Here is an 18,007-nt window from a genome sequence, read left to right as displayed (position 1 = left end):
TGGAGAATATATGGCCACACATGTCGGTATTATTGACCAGGATCCGGTCCGATTGGTCACTGCCTTGCTGCACCGAAAGTTCAAGGCCGAAAAAGTGATTTTCATTGGCGTTGAATGTCAGCTTCCGCAGTATGAGCAGCTGAGTCAGGTTCTCACGCCGAAAGGCTTCGAAACCGAATTTTTCCAGATCCCTTCAGACATCAACATTCCTCTTATCAAGGGCAAAATTGAAGAGCTTGCCCGTCGTTTGAAAGATGAAGGGACAGAAGTCTTCTTCAACGCCAGTTGCGGGTTGCGTCATCGCCTTTTGACTGCTTACGAAATTTTCCGCACCTACCACTGGCCGATTTACGTGATTGAGCCTTTCAGTGACGAGCTTTGCTGGTTGTACCCTTACGGCAAAGAGCAGGAGCAAGTTGAAGACCACATCAACATCAGCGATTACCTGACCATCTTTGGTGCGCGCTGCGAGCTGCCAGAAGATGATATTCGCAGTGTGTTGGACACCACGATTGAAAGCGTCGGCCACAAATGGGCAAGCAACGCCTATGAGTTGGGCCCAGGCTTGGCAACCTTGAACTATTTGGCGACCACCTGTCGCAAAGAGCAAAAGCTGGATGTTGAGCTTAGCGACAAGCAACAGGGCTATCGCGAACTCGGCATGTTGATTGATGATTTGAACGACGCGGGTCTTTCAACCTATCAAAACGGTGTGCTGACTTTCTCAAGCGAAGCGGCGCGCCGATTTGCAAACGGTGAATGGCTGGAGTGGTACGTTCACCATATTGTTGAAGAAATTAAGCGCGAGCTGCTGACGATTCAGGATTTGTCGCTTGGTGTGCAGGTTTACCGCCAGATTGGCGATAAGGAAGTGCGCAATGAGCTGGATGTCGCGACAGTGGTGAACAATAAACTTCACATTATCGAGTGTAAGACCAAAGGTATGTCTAGCGACGGTGATGACACGCTTTACAAGCTGGAATCGATTCGCGATCTGTTGGGTGGCCTGCAAGCACGCGCTATGCTGGTGAGCTTCCGCCCTCTTCGTCATCACGACATTACCCGTGCGACAGATTTAGGGCTGGCATTGATTGGTCCCGATCAGTTGGGTGATTTGAAAACGCACCTATACCAATGGTTCCTCCGCGCGGGCGGCCATGACAAAGGTCTGTTTGACTGATTCCTTCAGCGACAAAACAAACAAAAAAGCCGACGCGGATGCGTCGGCTTTCTTTTGGGTTTCGCTGTATCTGTGGTTATGCGTTAAGCATCTTACGAGCAGACTCTACAACCACTTTGATAGAACGCGCTTCGGTCGCTGCCATGGTTTCTGCATTCGGGATTTCTTTCTGTGTGCGGTTAACGATAACACCCGCTACACAGCCGGCTTTCAGGCCTGAACTTGCACACATGGTCAACAGCGTTGCTGATTCCATTTCGAAGTTCAGAACACCCATCGCCTGCCACTCTTCCATTGAACCCTGGAAGCGACGTGTAACACGACCGCTGAAGGTGTCATAGCGCTCTTGACCTGGGTAGAAGGTATCGCTTGAAGCTGTCACACCGGTGTGAACTGCTGCACCAGACTCATCTGCCGCTTGTTTCATCGCCGTGGTCACGTCGAAGTCAGAAACGGCTGGGAATTCCAGTGGTGCAAAGTGCAGGCTCGCACCGTCAAGACGGACAGAGCCGGTCGTCACGATGATATCACCCACATTAATGTGCGGCTGGATAGCGCCGGTGGTGCCAACACGCAGGAAAGAGCGAACACCCAATTGCGCCAGTTCTTCTACCGCAATCGACGTTGAAGGACCACCAATGCCGGTTGAACAAACCACCACTGAGTGACCGTCCAGCTTACCGAGGAACAGGGTATATTCGCGGTGGCTGGCCAGAAACTTTGGCGAGTCCATCAGCGCTGCAATTTTTTCCACGCGCGCCGGATCACCCGGAATAATCGCCATGGTTGCGCCTTCAAGATCAGATTGGTTCACGCCTAAGTGGAATACGGTTTGTTCGGTCATTATTTAGCTCCTCAGTCATCGACACAAAGGGTCGACACATCTAAACGTAGGGTATGAGCTCCTCTCAGTGGGAGCTGCTATTTCATGCTCCCACCATACCAATCACGGAGGAAAATAAAGTGACAAACCTCACTTTTGATAAAGTTTCATTTCATTACATTTCAGTTTTTAGTGACATTAATCACTTTAAACAGTGAAACAAAGTGCACTCTATCCAGAGACGGTTTTTGAGCGCTTAGAACCCCACTCAAGCTTTAAAGCGAAGTAACCTCAGAGCATTCAGAGTAACGATAGCAGTGGCACCACTGTCTGCTAAGACTGCAACCCAGAGCCCTGTAAAGCCAAGCACACTGGTCACCAGGAACACGGCTTTTAAACCGACCGCCAAAGCAACGTTTTGTCTGACATTGCGCATGGTGGCGCGGGACAAGGCTATCACTGATGGAATCTGCTCTATGCGATTTTGGCTGAGTGCAATGTCTGCCGTCTCCAGCGCGACATCTGTGCCTCCGCCCATGGCAATACCAATAGTGGCGGATTTCATTGCCGGCGCATCGTTAATACCATCCCCGACCATCGCCACGCGGTGTTTCAGTGCGATGTCATGAATAGCTTCCACTTTGCCTTCAGGCATCAGACCTGCCCTGAAGTCCATATTCAGACTTCCTGCTAATCCTCCAGCGGCATGGGGGTTGTCCCCTGTCAGCATCACTGAACGCACACCAGCTTTGTTCAAAGCATCAACGGTGGCTTTGGCGGTTGCTCTCAGCTCGTCACGCCAGGCAAGCGCGCCAGAGGCAATACCATCAATGAACACAATGGCCACGGTTTTGCCTTGGTCGGCAATAGTCTGCGCAGCATTCTGCCGCTCGGCACTGACAGTGTATTTCTCATCCAGCTTGTCGAGTGCCAACACTTCGAGGTGTTTGCCTTCTACTTCACCGGAGACGCCTTTACCTGCTGTGGCGATAACATTCTCGGCCGTCAAGCTGGCTAGTCCTCTCGCGTTGGCAGCTTCCACTACGGCTTTTGCCAAGGGGTGATGAGAACCCTGCTCTACCGCCGCTGCCTGTGCAAGAAGCGCGTTGTCATCGCCTTCCCAAACCAGTACGTCAGTCACGACAGGCTTACCTTCCGTGAGTGTGCCGGTTTTATCAAAGGCGACCCACTCTACTTTGCTCAAGGCTTCGAGCGCGGCACCGCCTTTAATGAGTGCGCCTTGCCTTGCCGCTGTTGCGAGACCGGAAGTCATTGCGGCAGGTGTCGAAATCACCAATGCACACGGACAGGCAATCAGCAACAATGCCAGACCGCGATAAATCCACGTATCCCAGCTCTCACCGAACATCAGCGGTGGAATAGTGACCACCAGCGCGGCGAGCACAATCATCAGTGGTGTGTACCAGCGGCTGAATCTGTCAATGAACCTTTCTACCGGTGCTCGACGCGACTCTGCATCTTCAATCAAATTCAAGATACGGTCGATGGCGCTCTCACCTTGCTTTGACACAACTTCCAATGAGACAAGTCGATCGACGGCCAAGGCACCGGCCAACACTTTATCGCCCTGCTGTTTTTCAACAGGTATGGACTCGCCGGTGAGTGCGCTCATATCAAAAGCAGCAATCTCATTTTTCAAAACCGCATCCGCTGGCAACCTGCCCCCCGGTGCGATTTCGATGGCGTGTCCCGGTTGCAAAGAGGACACGGAGACAGACTCTTTTCTGCCGTCTTCAAAAATACGGGTGACGGTTTCTGGCACTAACGCCATCAAAGCTTGGATCCCGGCACGCGCTTTTGCTGAAGCGTAACCTTCCAACCGCTCACCAATCAGAAACAGGACTAGCACCATGGCGGCTTCAACCGTTTCTCCAAGGTAAAGGGCACCAAACGCCGCAATGGACATCAGGGTTTCGATGGAAAACGGTGAGCCGGAGCGCCCAAGGGTGATGGCTTTTTTCACGATGGGGATAAGGCCGAGCACAGTCGCCAAGGTAAACAAGGCGGAGCCTGCTTCTGGCATCCACTGCGACAACACGGCGGCAAACGTCATCACGGCAATCAATGAAATCAGTAAGCCGTCTTTTTTGAAGGTAGCAAGCCAGCCAGATTCGTTTTCTGGGGCTTTGGGTTCTGTCAGGCTAAGCAGAGGAAAACCGGTTTTGGCGGCCTTGGCTTCAATCGTTGCTTTCAGCGCATCGCTGTCAGCTTGGTTAAGGTTCACGATGAGCTTTTCGGTCGCAAAGCGCACCTGTGCGGATTCAACGCCGGCGATGCCTTTGAGTGCGGTTTCGAGCTTATTGGCGCAGCTTGGGCAGTCCATATTGGTCACGCGCCATTGCAGACTGTCACTGAAAAGGACGGGTTCAGAAGGTGTATCGTTATTCTGTGTTTGGCTGCTGCATGTTTGACTGCTGCAACAGCCTTGGGACGATGGATCGTCAGTGCCTCCATCAGATATTTCTGTGGTAGAACAACTGCTCTCACTCACGGTATGCGATGAACAGCAAGCCTTCGGTTGGGTTTCCGGCTTGCTTGTGTGTTGAATCGGATTTTGGCATTTCACTGAATGACATGAATGGCACATAGGTTTATCTCCTTAACCAAGTTTCATTATCAGTGTAAACCTTGGAGCCTACTCCAAGGTCAACCCAAATCTGTGAAATTACTTCAATCTGTCCAACACTACCTGCGTATCGAGCACATCAGGGAAGTCTCTATAATCCAGTCCTGCATCAAATACATACTGAGTCACCAGCTTTTTGGCTGCGCCAAGCAATGCTTCGGCATCCCATGGTTTTTCAAAGTAGCGTTCAATGCTCGCATTGTTGATCGCTTCAATGGTATCAGCATGGGTGGCCTGCCCTGTCAGTAGGACTTTACGGGTAAAGCGAAAACGTGGGTCCAGCGAAACTTCGGTTAACAGTTCTACACCGGTTTTCTCTGGCATCACGTGGTCAGAGATGATCAGCGCTACATGCTCGCCTTCTGCATCTAACTCATCAATCAGATCCAGTGCTTCATCTGCTGACTCACAGTCTTCGATATGAAAAGCCACCGCCAGAGAAGAGAGATCTTTCAGTACGGCACTCAGCACCTCGCGTTGGTCATCAACACAAATGATGTTTACTTTTTCCATCTGTTTCCCTCATTACAGGAATTCCACCATGCGTAGAATCCATACCATTACAAAACTGAGCGCGACACCCACCACGCCCAAAATAACGCCTACTTTCGCCATCTGGTTGCTACTGACATGACCAGTCGCATGCGCCAACGCATTCGGTGGTGTACTGATTGGCAGAGACATACCCAGTGAAGCAGCAAAAGTCACGACAAGAATCAGTGTGGTTTCACCACCAAGTGGTGACAGCGAAACCATAGACACACCCAGCGCCGCCATGATCGGCATGAGCAAGTTGGCCGTTGCTGTGTGAGACATAAAGTTCGCCATCAACAAACAAAGTGCCGCAGCGCCAAGAAGCACGATTTCCGGTGCGTAGTTTTCAAATGGGATGCTGTTTACCAGCAACGCCGCCAGTCCGGTTTTATCCAGTGCCAGACCCAATGCGAAACCACCTGACACCAGCCAAAGCACATCCCAAGAGACTTTTTTCAGATCTTCTTTGTTGATGATGCCTGTCATCGAAAAGACAGCAACAGGGATTAATGCCACCGTGTAGGAGTTCATGCCATGGCTTGAACCCATCAGCCAGAGAAGCACGGTGACCGCAAAGGTGACATACACGGTGATGGCTTTCGGGGTTTTAAGGAAGCGCCCTTTGATAGCCAGATTGATGTGTTTTTCGTCTGCCGGAAACAGGAAGCTGAGTAATACCCAAGCAAGAAGGAGCATGACGATAACAAACGGCACACCAAACGCCATCCATTCGCCGAAAGTGATCAGGTTTTCGCCTGTCAGGTATTTCAAGGCAATCGCATTGGGAGGCGTGCCGATAGGCGTACCAATACCACCAATGTTTGCCGCGACCGGAATTGACAGTGCAAAGGCAATTTTGCCAGGGTCATTGGGTTTAAACAGTGCGAGGATTGGTGTGAGAATCGCTAGCATCATCGCCGTGGTAGCGGTGTTGGACATAAACATGGAGAAGATGGCAGTGATCATCATCAGGCCAGCCATTACCATTTGTGGTTTGTTACCAAAAGGCTTCAATAACACCCGCGCAAGGTTGATGTCCAAACGGTATTTTGTTGCTGCCATGGCAAGGAAAAACCCGCCCAGGAACAGCATGATAATCGGGCTCGCGAACGTCGCCATGATGGTGTTGTATTGCAGCAAGTCACCAAATTCGGCGCTTCCCGCGTTGCTGCGAAACCAGATTAACCCTTTGTCTGACAGGAACAGGAGTTCAAGCACAATCACCACCACAGACGTAGCGTAGATGGGAATAGGCTCTAGCACCCAACACAGCGCTGCCAGCAAGAACAAGGCAATGGCTCGCTGCTGCATCACGGTGAGGGTTTCAAAGGGAAACGCAGATGCCGGAAGTATCAGCACCAGCAAGGGGATAAGAATTGGAAGTATGTATTTAGCGTGAATGCGCATAATCGCTTGTAGTCCCTTAAAAGCTAAAACGCCCACTTCGTAACCTGCCGAATCCGTGGGCAACTGGATTATTTTGCGCGCAATGTCATGATCAGTTACTGAATTAGATCAATAAAATGCGGTGTATTTTCAATAGTCTGCATTCCGAATTTTCAAATAAAAAAGGACGCTCAATGGCGTCCTTTGGTAAAGTCATCGTTTTGGCTAAGAGCGTGATGTGTTCTTGGAGATATCCTCGTCTGATAGCAACTCATCAGCATCTTCCGCCATCACTTCCCGACAGCTTGTCAGCCCTGCCGCCGGAACATTAGGCTCCACGGGAACAAGATCTTCTTCTTTTTCCTCGTGATCATCTGCCAACTGGTTGATAAGACGTTTAACCAGGAAGTAGCCCGCGATACCAAACAACACCGAACCCACAGCCTGACCAATCAGCACCCCTTCAGCACCTGCGTAATGACCACCCACATACACAAATGGAATGGTACCGAGTGTCGCTTTGCCCACGTTAAGCATGGTCGACCATGTTGGTCGGTTAAGGTTGTTAAACGCGGCATTGGAAACAAACAAGGTACCGTTGAAGATGAAGGTAATGGCGATATAGGTACAGAACAGAGCCACCATGGAAGCGGCATCCCCATTCAGGCTAAAGGCATCAATGATTAACCCTTGCGAGAAATAAAGGATAATCGCGACGCCAACACAATACGCTGTCACGAACTTCACTGAGTCGCTTAAGGTCAATCGCACCCGATCAAACCGAAGCGCACCATAGTTCTGTCCGAGGATCGGGCCTACCGCGCCAGAGAGGGAGAAAATCAGTGCAAAGGACACAGGCAATAAACGCCCCATCACCGCATAGCCTGCAACATAATCTGCACCAAATTTCGCAATCTGAGCAGTCACGATCGCATTGCCGATAGGCGTCGCCGTGTTAGTGATGATGGCAGGGCCCGCGATATTGGTGATGGCTTTGAAGTGAGTTTTCAAATCTTCCAACGTCGGCATGGTGACCAAATCGTGCTTTCGGTGTACGGCTTGGAACGCCACACCGAACATGACGAAGCGAGAAATTAAGGAAGCGGTTGCTGCACCTTCCACGCCCATGGACAAGGCAAAGATAAAGATAGGATCCAATACGGCATTTGCAGCACCTGCTGCCAAAGTTGCTGACATGGAACGTTTGGCATCTCCCACGCCTCTTAACGCCGCACCACCAGCCATACCCATCGCCATTAACGGTGCGCCAGGAAGCAAAATCCAGAGGAAGTCAGCCGCTTTCTGTGCTGCTTCCCCTTCAGCGCCAATAGATGCAAGGATAGGGTCAAGGAAAACCAGAATAATCCCTGCGGTGATGATGCTGACCAAGGCTGAAAACACCATGACGCTGCCAGTAATTTTACGGGCTTCTTCGCGTTGACCTGCACCTAGCGCACGACTCACCAAAGCGCCCATGGCAATGGAGGTACCAATAGAAACTGACGTCGAGAAGAAGATGATGGTACCGGCAAAGCCTACGGCAGCAGCCAGCTCGACTTGCCCAAGCAGACTGATGAAGAACATGTCAGCCAAGTCGACTAAAAACAGCGCCATCAAACCCACAGCACCGGACGTCGACATCACGGTGATATGGCGCATGATAGAGCCATTAACAAACTTGGCCTGAGATTGGTTTGGCATGAAAAGTCCTGTTTTCTATATGGTTATATCTACCGTTTTACGGCTAACAGACTATGATGCCACGAAAAAAAGGTGCCTCAAGCACCTTCTTTGATACAGCACGTTCTATTTCTTTTAACAGTTAAACTGGATGGTGGAACGAATCGTCAATTTGCGCTGCTATCGCACGCAGGATATCGCGTCGTGAAATACAACCGACCAGCCTTTCATCTTCGTCAATCACCGGATAGACCTTTGGCTTGGCTGGCAGCATTTCTTCTGCAAGGCGGATGATGCTGTCATCAGGAAGAACAGCCTTCACATCACTGTGCATACAATCTGCAACGTTGTTGCTGTCCTGACAGTAATAACCCGCTTTCAGCAGTTTGTGAATCAAGTCTTGTTCGGATAAGAATCCAACCACTTTGTTTCTGTCATCAACGACGGGGCCACCCGTCTGGTTGGCACTGAGCATTTTCTCCAACGCCCTGGAAAGCGGCATGGAAGCGGTGAAGGTAACCGGTCTTTTGTTCATGTAATCTTTCACTTTGATCGATTCCATGCATCCCCCTAGTTTTGTTTGATACGTTGTTAGAAACAGGGACAAATCTCTGTAGCTTGTACTAACAGTGTTGACCAACCTGAAAAAATTACTAGCTGCCACAAGGGTATTTTTACGCTTTGTCACAAATGGAAGGCGGTTTTCGTTCATTTTTTCACGTAACTGAAACAGAAAAGCCGGTCACAATGGACCGGCTTTATTTACTTGCAAATGCAAGACGTTACATAAACATCATCATGAGTAGACCAATTGGAATGCGCTCACCCGTTGGGGAAACTGCTTGGTCGCCTTCAATCTTTGCTTCAAGCGTCACGCCATTTTCGCTTTCGCTGATAAAACCATAAGGTTCAAGGTTGTTCAGTGAAGCAGAAACTGGCGGTACACCATGAACATAAGCCGCTGGAACATTCACCAACAGGTTACCTTTCAGCTTGGACATCAGCGCGCCAAAGTTTTGGGTCACACTGCCAAGGCCCGGCTCAACCGTTAGATCAAACTTGGCATCTACGCGGCCTTCAGGTGTATCCACTTCTAATGGCAATAATTCAAAAGTCATACCACTTTCTACCAACTCATCCAGAGACGTCGCCAGCTGCATCATATCTTCGTCTGTTGGCTCTGCATTTAAGCTATCTGCTTTTTCTGCCAGCGTCAGCATGGCGGTGTAATCCAGATCTTTGAAGTTTACGCCCAGCTTGAAGTTATTCAGCTCGATGGTTTCTGGCACATCAAGATTCTGGAATGAAACGGTATTTTTGCTTGTAATACGCAGTTCTTCAGGCGTTGCCGTCGCGACGTCACCATTAGTGGCATCCATTTCATTTCGGACATCAAGTCCAAGGTTGGTCACGGTCGCAGCCATACCAGTGACGTCAGTCAGGCTCACTGTCTTGGCATTCATGAGTTGTTGACCAACCCACATTTCATCGACCATTTTACCTTGGCCAGAGCCGGTAATTTCAGTAAAGGTAAACTTCTCACCCTCGACACCAGAGAGCTCAACAGAAGGCATTTCCATCTGATAAACGATGTTGCCGTCTTTGTCCGCTGAACCTGAGACATTGGCTGGTGAGGTGACAATCTTGATCTCTTCGTCGCCGCCATCCATCGCACGAACGGTCAGGTCAAACTGCGTGTCCCCAAAAATCGACGTTTCACTGACCAGAGTGATTGGTGACTCACCTGACGGCCAAAGCACTTCAGACAATGCTTTAAGTTCTGGGGTCATATCAATGATGGAAATTGAACTGATGCTAAGGAAGCCATGATCGATTTCACTCAGGACAGTGAAAGACGTTGGTAGGCCTTCTTCTTCATAAACGGTTTTGGTAGAGCCTGTCAGCGAAAACTTGGTCACTACATTTGAAGATAAGTAACCACGATCGTAAGAAACGTTTTCAACCGCCATGTAAGGGGATTTGGCTTTCTCAACCTCAGCTTCATATTGAGACTGACCAATTTGTCCCGTCGCAAACGGCCATAAGACAGCAATCGCTACCGCACCTGCTACAGCCGCATATTTTCCAAAAATCATTTTCACTCCAACTGACTCGACTTTCTAGTGCTTACGAGTGTAACCCATTGGTTCTCATAACCCTATTAGGCGGCTGCGTTTTCTTAAATTATGTGTCAGTTTGCAGCGCTCTTCTCAGCTTAAAGACGGGCAAAGCGATACACTCACAAAAAATAGAGATTTAACGGTAAACGCATGAATTCCAATGTCATCCTATGTCTGGACGACGACCCTTCTGTATTGGCGCGAATTGAACGCGAATTGGCTGGTTTTACCGAAACCTTCGACCTTATCTGTGCCGACAATGCTGCGGCCGCCAGTGAAATATTAGAGCAACTCCATCGGGAAGATCGCCGGGTCTCCCTTTTCATTTGCGACCACACACTGGGAGAAGATGAAGGTATCAACCTTCTGATTAATATCGATAATCATCCTGCCTCTCATGGTGCCCGAACCGTGCTGCTTAACGACCAGCCGGATTTGGAAAAAATCATGCAGGCCGTCAACGAAGGGCGATTGAACTATTGTCTCACCAAGCCTTGGGCGGACAATGAAATCAGTGAGTTGGCAAAAAAAGAACTCACGCAATTCGTGTTGGAATTTAATACAGACGATCTTCTGCAGTACTGCAACACACTGGATCAACGCCGGTTGTTGGATGCTCACATCGAGAAGAAACTGGCTTCCTATCGCAGCGGCTTTATCGAATCTTCACTGGGCGTCTCGGACGAAGAACTGTCGAAGCAGCTGATTGATGGCATATCGGATTACTTCGAGCAAAGCAGTGAGCACAACGTTAGTCGTCTTTACAGCGAAGACCATATTCTTACCCATGAAGACAAACCCAACTCATTCCTTTGGTTTGTGGTGGAAGGTGAAGTCGCGCTGCTCAAACGCGATGAAACTGGCGCATCACATGAAGTGGCAAGGCTTGGCCAAGGCAGCTTGATCGGCGGTATGTCTTTCGTTACTGGCGATGTCTCTTTCTCTACGGGCATTACGCTTCAGCCAACCAAAGTGTTGAAGCTCAACAGAAATCTGTTTTCTCAAGTGATGCAGGCCCGCAATGACTTATTGCCTCTGTTTTCTAATTATCTGCTTCGCCACTTTAACCGTCGCCTGAAACGCAGTATTACAACTGAAGTGAAACTGCAGCAAACACTGCAATCGCTGGAATTGGCGCACAAGCAACTTATCGAGAAAGAAAAGATGGCGATGCTTGGGCAACTGGTCGCCGGTGTCGCCCATGAGCTCAATAACCCGGTTTCTGCGATTTTACGCAATAGCGAAACCCTTCGCGATAACATTGGCACCCTCATTAATGTTGAGCTCAATACCCAAGCGCGCGAGAAAGCGAATCAAATCATGGCGGAAGCTCTGCTCTCTCGCCCGATGTCGACAGCCGATGCCCGCAAACTCGCCAAAGACATTGAGCCGCTTGTAGGTAACCGCAACCTAGCCAGAAAAGCCGTCAATATGGGATTGGATAATCCTGATGATGTGGCGTTCTGGACGAAGGCATTGGGCAATGAGTTCCAGCACACCCTCAATCAATGGGACATGTTCTATCAAGCAGGCAGCTTGCTTCGCTCGACCAATGTCTGCGCAAGACGTATCGCCGATATGGTGAAAAGCCTGAAAACCTATGCCCGTCAGGACGACGAAACCATGCATGAAGTCGACATTCACGAAGGCATTGAAGACACCTTGGTGATGTTCGAGAACCAGCTAAAGCGCATTACACTGGTGAAAGATTATGGCGAGTTACGCCCTATTCGCTGCATGCCAATTGCATTGCAACAGGTATGGACCAACCTGATTTCCAATGCGCTGGATGCTGTGGGGCAAAATGGCGAGGTCGAAGTCAGAACCCGTGAAACCGTTTATCGCAGCCGCAAAGCCGTCAAAGTCACTGTGATGGATAACGGCGTCGGTATTCCTGAAGGGATCAAAGATAAAGTCTTCGAACTCAATTACACCACCAAGCGTGAAGGCCATTTCGGGCTTGGTATTGGGCTTTCTGTCTGTCGCCAGATTGTTGAGCATCATGGCGGTGCCATTAACGTCAGTTCGTCACCGGGCGAATTTACAGCGATGACAGTGACCCTTCCCTATTCTCCCCTTATCGCGCCATACATGGAGGACAAATGAGTAAGTACCTTATTTTATGTGTAGACGATGAACGCGATGTTCTGGATAGCGTGGTAAACGACATTTCATCGCTGGAAAGCCATTTTGTCATTGAAGCGGCAGAGTCTGTCGCAGAAGCCAAAGAGATTTTGGCCGAAGCCAGCGCCGATGAGTTGCGGTTAGCTCTCATTCTCTGTGACCACATTATGCCGGAAGATCTTGGCGTGGATTTCCTGATTGAGCTGAATAGCTCGGCGGAAACCCAAAAGGCCAGAAAGCTGTTACTAACCGGACAAGCTGGGTTGGAAGAAACCGTTCAGGCGGTCAATCATGCCAGCCTTGATTACTTTATCGCCAAACCTTGGAGCGGCGATACGTTGCAACAAGTGGTGATTGACCAGCTCACCACCTTTGTTATTGAGAACGATAGTAATCTGCTCCCTTGGGTAAGTGCGTTGGATGCGGAACGCATTATGGAAGCTATCAGCAATAACCGTCTGAGCTACTCTGACAACTGAATCGACACTTAGGGTGACCAGACCCGAATTCCTGACATTCAATGTCGTGAGTGGTCAAAAAACCAGCCTTTTTAGTACAAAATAACGGTCATAGCGCCAGATTAAGGTGCTATGCTGTTGTTTCGCAAAAGCGACTTCTATTAGAATACGCACACAATATTTTCTTCACGAGACCCTTTTGATGCGCAAAACCAAGATTGCCGGTATTTTGCTGGCTGCCGCGACTTCTGCTGGCTTCTCTGCTGCAAGTGCTGCTAACGACACAACCATGAGCAACTTCAGCTACGACTACTTTGAAGCTCGCGTTGGTATCAGCCCAGTCACTTACGGTGTTGGTTTCAGCACTTCGATTCACCCGAATGCGCACATCCGCGCCGAAGTCGACACTGAGTTCGAATCTGATTTCGATACCACTGCAGCAATCGGTTTCCATGCGCCAGTAAACAACTGGGCAGACGTCTATGGTGAGCTGGGTCTTCGCACCATGAAGCAGCGCGGAAAATACAACCACGACACAGAGTTTGGTGTGGAAGTAAACCTGGGTCTTCGTCAGTGGCTGACTCCACAACTGGAAGTAGGTGCTGAAATTGGTCACCTTTCTATCTCAGACGATGATGACATTTTCGGTTCTGTGAATGCTCGTTTCCACGCGACTGAGCTTTTCTCTATCGGTTCTCAGCTGCGCTTCAATGAAGCTTACGGTGACCAGTTCATGTTCACCACCCGCTTCAAGTTCTAAGCGACGGAACATTTAAAAAGGCCTCTCAAATGAGAGGCCTTTTTTCTAGGTTCTGTTGACCTTAGGTGATAACTCTATTGGCAATCCACCACATTGAAACCCTGAGGTGTGTCTTCAGTGATCAGCGTTGCGACAGGCTCATAACCCATGGAAGCGGCCAAGTCTTCATAACGTGCATTGATGGTGTGAACCAAAATATCACCGGTTTTTCCACCACACATCTGGGCAAATCCCATCCCTTCCAACACTCCACATTGTGAAGAGATAAGATCAACGCCGCTATTTCTCAGCAAGCTCTCACTTTCAAAGATACTCATGCCTGACGATTCACACTGAACCGCACCCTTGGTTTTATACACTGTGATTTCTTCTGCGGGCTTGATGGCACAACCTGTCAAGATAACTGCGAGAGCAGCTCCTGACGCCAATCCTCTCAGACCGGTTTTTCTCATTACCTAGCTCCTGAAATGATTATTCAATGTCGATTTCTAATAAGTAAATTGCTGATAAGCCGATAAGCTCAATGACCATGGGCTGGCCAAATTGCTCAATCAGTTTGGAAACACCAAAGGCAACTTTTTGTTTGCCTTGGTCACCACCATTCACCGCACCCAATAGATAACGGATGCAGTTAGAGAATTGGGTTTCAGAGAGCGCTTCAATCCAGGTTCGTTTAATAGAATCACTGTCAGTCGTGTCGATTTGGCTGGTGACGTAAGCCAGTACCTGCCCTTGAAATGCACTCACCATATCCTCTTTTGTCGGCACGACACGTTGGATACCGCTTCGGCTCAGTCCGGTTCTTTTGGCGATAGAGCCGTAAGTGACAGCATCCCAACCTTGTTCCATAAAGATTTCAACGATGGTGCGATAGATAAGCGCCTCTGTTTCTAAAGCGCCTTGCTTGGTGTTCTTCGCCATTATTCCCTTAAACCCACCCAAATCAGCGCTCAGCGCTGGGTTACATAGCCATCGCGCTGTTGCTCGCGCGTTTATCTTCAGATAGCTCACATCCCTAATCGCAAATGTTACCTGATTTCGCAGCGGTTTTTTATATTTAGCCGTCACTTTATGTGGCGAATCCAAGTTTACGCCGACGTGACTTAACCTGATGACAGGATAACCATGCAGCACTGCCCAATTGATAAGTGAAGTTAGGCGTCATTCAGCACGCTTAACTGGCTGTCCAACCATTGTTTGAATGCCAGTATCTTTGCGTTTCCCTGATGTTCTTCCCGATAGACCAGATAGAAGCTGTAGGGTGACTTAACAGGTCGATCTACCGGTGCAACCAATCTTCCGGACATCAGATAATCCTGTATGTAAGCCATGCGGCCTATCGCAACGCCCATACCGCATGTTGCTGCATCCAAAGCAAGATCTGCCCGATCAAAACTATGGTTGGTGCCATTGAGTTCAAGCCCGTTAGCATTGGCCCAATAAAGCCACTCGTCGCTGAGACTGGCGCTTGCCCAAGGGGCCGCATCATGCAAAAGCTGGCACTGAGCCAGTTTCTCTGGGTTGTCGAAAAGCGAATGGCGCTCTGCATATTCAGGGCTGCAAACCGGCACGATGGCATCATCCATCAGGTGATGGCTGATTAGACCGTTATAGCGTCCATGGCCAAAGTAAATTGCACAATCAAAAGCTTCGGCTTTGAAATCGATAAGATCGTTTCGGGTTCTGAGATGTAAGGTGACATCTGGGAAAGCCTCCGAAAATTGGGCAAGTTTTGGCACTAACCACTTTTGTGAAAACGTCGGCGGGGCTGAAATAATGAAATCGCCAAAAGGCTTGGCCCGATTGAGTTCAAGGAGTTTAAAGCTGATGGCAGAAAACTGTTCGGTTACCACCAACTTTAGCTGCTCACCTTCGTTGGTAAGGGATAAATGGCGGGGTCTTCGAACAAACAATGACACTTCCAGTCGCTGTTCTAGTTTCTTAATCCGGTGACTAACCGCACTCTGTGTCAGGTGGAGCTCTTCAGCTGCGCGTGTGAAGCTCATGGTTTCAGCCACGACAGAGAAACAGTGCAACCCGGCAAGTAAGGAAGAAGAAAGCTGAGGCAATTTCATTGTTTTATTTTGTTTTTTGGGTGATACCGAGACTTTAGCAATAATCACCATTTGGGTACACCTAGCCAATCAACAGGCGAGATTCATCACTTGAAATAACAGATCTGGTTTTAACCCTAAAACTCTAAGATACAGGCATAAAAAAAGCCGCTTTAAGCGGCTTTTTGGGCATTGAGATATAAGTTAGATTGCGCGAAGTAGTTGTTGTTTGGTTTCTTCGCTCAGCAATGTCCAGTGAGTACCGTTTTGGGCACCAGCGAACATCCAAAGTAATTTCACGTCGACATCGTAACCGTGTGCTTCCTGCACTTTACGGAACAATTCTTCCGGGCTCATTGAGAAGAAGGTATCTACATCTTCTACGCCCGCTTTTTTAAGCATACGCTCAATGGTCAAACGCAAGTTGGGTAAATCGCGCAGACGCTTGTTGAGCTTGGAGTCGCGGTATTCTTTCTCTGCTACCGAATTCTCTACGGACTTTTTTACCATCACATCTAACCCCTGATCCTCCGTTTCGTAAAGATCAGTGATGTCATAGTAGTTCACGATAGCGGTAGAGCTTTTCTTAACGTGAACGAATTTCTTGCACTCTTTGTCGATGAGATTTTGCGTTAGGTCGTTACCACCACGCAGGTAAATACGGTCTTCCTTAACCAGTGCGAACATAGCTCCGCTCACGAAGAAGCCAGTTCCACCGAACATTGAACGTTTTTCAGTCTCGCCAAACTGCGACAAGTACTCTACAAAGCCACTTTTAACTTCCAACACGTGTGCCTCCTTTCTCCCCAAAAAATAAACCAAAAAGTTTCGGTTTAAATATCGTAATTTCTCAACGCGAATTAATGATGACGCATTAGGGCATAGAAAACCATGCACCAGATCACCCAACACCGAAAACTGTAGCCATTTTGCAACATCCGTCACGGTTATTGGATGTAATTTTTATGTTTATATCATGTTAATTGAGCGGTTACACTCGCAAATTGTTACGTTTTTTTGCAGGGATATTTCTTCACAAACGTTAGATTACTTCAAAAACTGGCACTTACAGCTGATCAATCTTGCGTTTTATCTACTAATAAGATTGTCAGCCAGCACACTGCATGGATAGCTATACAAGAAAGGGGATAAAGTGCCTTTCGTTCAAATTTATCAACAGATGTATTTCAATTAAAACACGAGACAATTACTATTAACTCAGCGTTCTTTCGAGTCTAAAAAGATGGATCATCTATCGTTATTCTGGGTCTCCCCTGACCGTGAAAAATACCTCAGAGCCATAGAAACTGATTTTTTCCAGCGTGTTTATTGCAAGCTGAAAGATGGCACTCTTGAGCTTCCTCCCATTCCTGACGTCGTCGTTAAGCTCCAGCGCGCCTGTAATCAGCCCAATACAACCGTTCGTGATGTTGCAACGCTCCTCCTGGATGATGCCACATTAACCGCGGCTGTGATTCGCTCTGCAAACTCAGCGGTATTTAGCCCACGCACCAATCGTCCTTGCCATGACATCAACATGGCTGTATCCCGTTTAGGCATTCAACGCGTACTCGGCATTGCAACCGCTCATGCGATTCAAACCTTGAAAACCAACTCCCCTTTCAGCAAGGAATGTAATGCCCTTCTGAAAAAAAGCGCGACGTCGTCTCGGGAGTTTGGCTCCACCATGGCACTGCTATGCCAAAAGGTGCGTGGTTATGATGAAGAAAACCTCCATCTCGAAGTCGAAAAGTCCCTGTTAATTGGCCTATTGGCTGACATTGGTATTTACAGCGCGGTGAAGGCGTTTCACGACTACACAGAAGAAGGTAACTATCTGGATTTTGAAATCGCCAGCCACGTCTTTTTCACTGTCAGTCGTGAAGCCAGTCGTTTCATCCTTAAAAGCTGGGGCTTCGATTTAGACTTTGTGGAAGTGTCGCTCAACCGCCGGATCAGAAAAGCCAGCGAAGACGTTTCTTATCTGGATGTCGCTAAGATGGCGAATCATTTGTTGATGTTCAGAGCCAAAGATGAAGACATTGATGAGCATGAAGTAGAAATCACGTTGGCAGGCGCTGAAGCGCTCTATGAGCTGTCGAATTTGAATGAAAGAGACTTCCGAAGTCAACTGAATAACATCATCGATAACTGTGGTTTTTAATGCCGGCATTCCAGCTCCCACTGAAATTTTGACCTAGTTTTCGCACACAGATTGACCTGATTGGATCGCGACTGATA

At 48.7% G+C, this 18,007-nt stretch carries 16 protein-coding genes; 5 read left to right on the top strand and 11 right to left on the bottom strand.

The genetic code is table 11. The features are described 5' to 3' along the window. Positions 1-10 precede the first annotated feature (10 nt). Entirely contained in the window at positions 11-1,180 is a 1,170-nt protein-coding gene (locus QL223_RS07435) for a DUF1887 family CARF protein (RefSeq protein ID WP_002541761.1), read from the top strand. Between the two features lie 76 nt (positions 1,181-1,256). Here the strand turns inward: QL223_RS07435 and udp are convergent, their stop codons facing one another. The 7 genes from udp to QL223_RS07400 all read right to left on the bottom strand — a co-directional run bounded on the left by udp (position 1,257) and on the right by QL223_RS07400 (position 10,346). Next, the gene (gene udp, locus QL223_RS07430) at positions 1,257-2,024 is read right to left on the bottom strand and encodes a uridine phosphorylase (protein ID WP_281544341.1); all 768 of its coding nucleotides are present in this window, start codon (positions 2,022-2,024) and stop codon (positions 1,257-1,259) included. Positions 2,025-2,271: 247 nt separating this feature from the next. Next, positions 2,272-4,611: a zinc/cadmium/mercury/lead-transporting ATPase gene (locus QL223_RS07425; protein WP_281544340.1), complete on the bottom strand. Its 2,340-nt coding sequence runs from the start codon at positions 4,609-4,611 to the stop codon at positions 2,272-2,274. 78 nt (positions 4,612-4,689) lie between these two features. Beyond that, positions 4,690-5,163, bottom strand: coding sequence for a response regulator (locus QL223_RS07420; RefSeq protein ID WP_002541755.1), 474 nt, complete (start codon positions 5,161-5,163; stop codon positions 4,690-4,692). A gap of 12 nt (positions 5,164-5,175) precedes the next feature. Continuing rightward, positions 5,176-6,591 carry an SLC13 family permease gene (locus QL223_RS07415; protein WP_281544339.1) on the bottom strand — a complete coding sequence of 472 codons (1,416 nt, stop codon included), beginning with the start codon at positions 6,589-6,591 and terminating at the stop codon, positions 5,176-5,178. Between the two features lie 204 nt (positions 6,592-6,795). Continuing rightward, on the bottom strand, positions 6,796-8,271 hold the full coding sequence (locus QL223_RS07410; RefSeq protein ID WP_281544338.1) for an MATE family efflux transporter: 1,476 nt from the start codon (positions 8,269-8,271) through the stop codon (positions 6,796-6,798). Between the two features lie 121 nt (positions 8,272-8,392). Next, positions 8,393-8,812, bottom strand: coding sequence for a CBS domain-containing protein (locus QL223_RS07405; RefSeq protein WP_002541752.1), 420 nt, complete (start codon positions 8,810-8,812; stop codon positions 8,393-8,395). Between the two features lie 220 nt (positions 8,813-9,032). Further along, positions 9,033-10,346: a DUF945 family protein gene (locus QL223_RS07400; RefSeq protein ID WP_281544337.1), complete on the bottom strand. Its 1,314-nt coding sequence runs from the start codon at positions 10,344-10,346 to the stop codon at positions 9,033-9,035. Positions 10,347-10,520: 174 nt separating this feature from the next. Here QL223_RS07400 and QL223_RS07395 point away from each other — a divergent pair, with 174 nt between their 5' ends. From QL223_RS07395 to QL223_RS07385, 3 genes are all read left to right on the top strand, one after another. Then, the gene (locus tag QL223_RS07395) at positions 10,521-12,476 is read left to right on the top strand and encodes an ATP-binding protein (RefSeq protein WP_281544336.1); all 1,956 of its coding nucleotides are present in this window, start codon (positions 10,521-10,523) and stop codon (positions 12,474-12,476) included. Next, the gene (locus QL223_RS07390) at positions 12,473-12,973 is read left to right on the top strand and encodes a response regulator (RefSeq protein WP_046305613.1); all 501 of its coding nucleotides are present in this window, start codon (positions 12,473-12,475) and stop codon (positions 12,971-12,973) included. Before QL223_RS07395 ends, QL223_RS07390 begins: the two co-directional genes overlap by 4 nt. A 181-nt stretch (positions 12,974-13,154) precedes the next feature. Then, positions 13,155-13,712, top strand: coding sequence for an outer membrane beta-barrel protein (locus tag QL223_RS07385; RefSeq protein ID WP_002541746.1), 558 nt, complete (start codon positions 13,155-13,157; stop codon positions 13,710-13,712). A gap of 74 nt (positions 13,713-13,786) precedes the next feature. Here QL223_RS07385 and QL223_RS07380 read toward each other — a convergent pair whose 3' ends face one another. The 4 genes from QL223_RS07380 to QL223_RS07365 all read right to left on the bottom strand — a co-directional run bounded on the left by QL223_RS07380 (position 13,787) and on the right by QL223_RS07365 (position 16,555). Next, complete coding sequence (locus QL223_RS07380) at positions 13,787-14,164, bottom strand: hypothetical protein (protein ID WP_002541745.1); 378 nt, start codon at positions 14,162-14,164, stop codon at positions 13,787-13,789. Positions 14,165-14,183: 19 nt separating this feature from the next. Beyond that, positions 14,184-14,633, bottom strand: coding sequence for a TetR family transcriptional regulator (locus tag QL223_RS07375; protein ID WP_002541743.1), 450 nt, complete (start codon positions 14,631-14,633; stop codon positions 14,184-14,186). Positions 14,634-14,866: 233 nt separating this feature from the next. Next, positions 14,867-15,838, bottom strand: a complete 972-nt coding sequence (gene dsdC / locus QL223_RS07370) for a DNA-binding transcriptional regulator DsdC (RefSeq protein ID WP_002541742.1) — start codon at positions 15,836-15,838, stop codon at positions 14,867-14,869. Between the two features lie 132 nt (positions 15,839-15,970). Continuing rightward, on the bottom strand, positions 15,971-16,555 hold the full coding sequence (locus QL223_RS07365; RefSeq protein ID WP_002541741.1) for a TfoX/Sxy family DNA transformation protein: 585 nt from the start codon (positions 16,553-16,555) through the stop codon (positions 15,971-15,973). Positions 16,556-17,009: 454 nt separating this feature from the next. On the opposite strand from QL223_RS07365, the gene QL223_RS07360 reads away from it, so the two are divergent. Then, a complete protein-coding gene (locus QL223_RS07360; RefSeq protein ID WP_281544335.1) occupies positions 17,010-17,930 on the top strand; it encodes an HDOD domain-containing protein in 921 nt (306 codons plus the stop codon). Positions 17,931-18,007 lie beyond the last annotated feature (77 nt).

Origin of the sequence: Grimontia sp. SpTr1, from assembly GCF_947387585.1 — a bacterium.
GTDB classification, from domain to species: domain Bacteria; phylum Pseudomonadota; class Gammaproteobacteria; order Enterobacterales; family Vibrionaceae; genus Enterovibrio; species Enterovibrio indicus.
Note: the sequence above shows the minus strand (reverse complement) of the source record. Positions and strands in the feature narration are given on the sequence as shown.

Coding starts and splice junctions, on each gene's coding strand:
- QL223_RS07435 (WP_002541761.1), top strand. CDS start 11: ATGGCCACACATGTCGGTATTATTGACCAGGATCCGGTCCGATTGGTC.
- udp (WP_281544341.1), bottom strand. CDS start 2,024: ATGACCGAACAAACCGTATTCCACTTAGGCGTGAACCAATCTGATCTT.
- QL223_RS07425 (WP_281544340.1), bottom strand. CDS start 4,611: ATGTGCCATTCATGTCATTCAGTGAAATGCCAAAATCCGATTCAACAC.
- QL223_RS07420 (WP_002541755.1), bottom strand. CDS start 5,163: ATGGAAAAAGTAAACATCATTTGTGTTGATGACCAACGCGAGGTGCTG.
- QL223_RS07415 (WP_281544339.1), bottom strand. CDS start 6,591: ATGCGCATTCACGCTAAATACATACTTCCAATTCTTATCCCCTTGCTG.
- QL223_RS07410 (WP_281544338.1), bottom strand. CDS start 8,271: ATGCCAAACCAATCTCAGGCCAAGTTTGTTAATGGCTCTATCATGCGC.
- QL223_RS07405 (WP_002541752.1), bottom strand. CDS start 8,812: ATGGAATCGATCAAAGTGAAAGATTACATGAACAAAAGACCGGTTACC.
- QL223_RS07400 (WP_281544337.1), bottom strand. CDS start 10,346: ATGATTTTTGGAAAATATGCGGCTGTAGCAGGTGCGGTAGCGATTGCT.
- QL223_RS07395 (WP_281544336.1), top strand. CDS start 10,521: ATGAATTCCAATGTCATCCTATGTCTGGACGACGACCCTTCTGTATTG.
- QL223_RS07390 (WP_046305613.1), top strand. CDS start 12,473: ATGAGTAAGTACCTTATTTTATGTGTAGACGATGAACGCGATGTTCTG.
- QL223_RS07385 (WP_002541746.1), top strand. CDS start 13,155: ATGCGCAAAACCAAGATTGCCGGTATTTTGCTGGCTGCCGCGACTTCT.
- QL223_RS07380 (WP_002541745.1), bottom strand. CDS start 14,164: ATGAGAAAAACCGGTCTGAGAGGATTGGCGTCAGGAGCTGCTCTCGCA.
- QL223_RS07375 (WP_002541743.1), bottom strand. CDS start 14,633: ATGGCGAAGAACACCAAGCAAGGCGCTTTAGAAACAGAGGCGCTTATC.
- dsdC (WP_002541742.1), bottom strand. CDS start 15,838: ATGGTGATTATTGCTAAAGTCTCGGTATCACCCAAAAAACAAAATAAA.
- QL223_RS07360 (WP_281544335.1), top strand. CDS start 17,010: ATGGATCATCTATCGTTATTCTGGGTCTCCCCTGACCGTGAAAAATAC.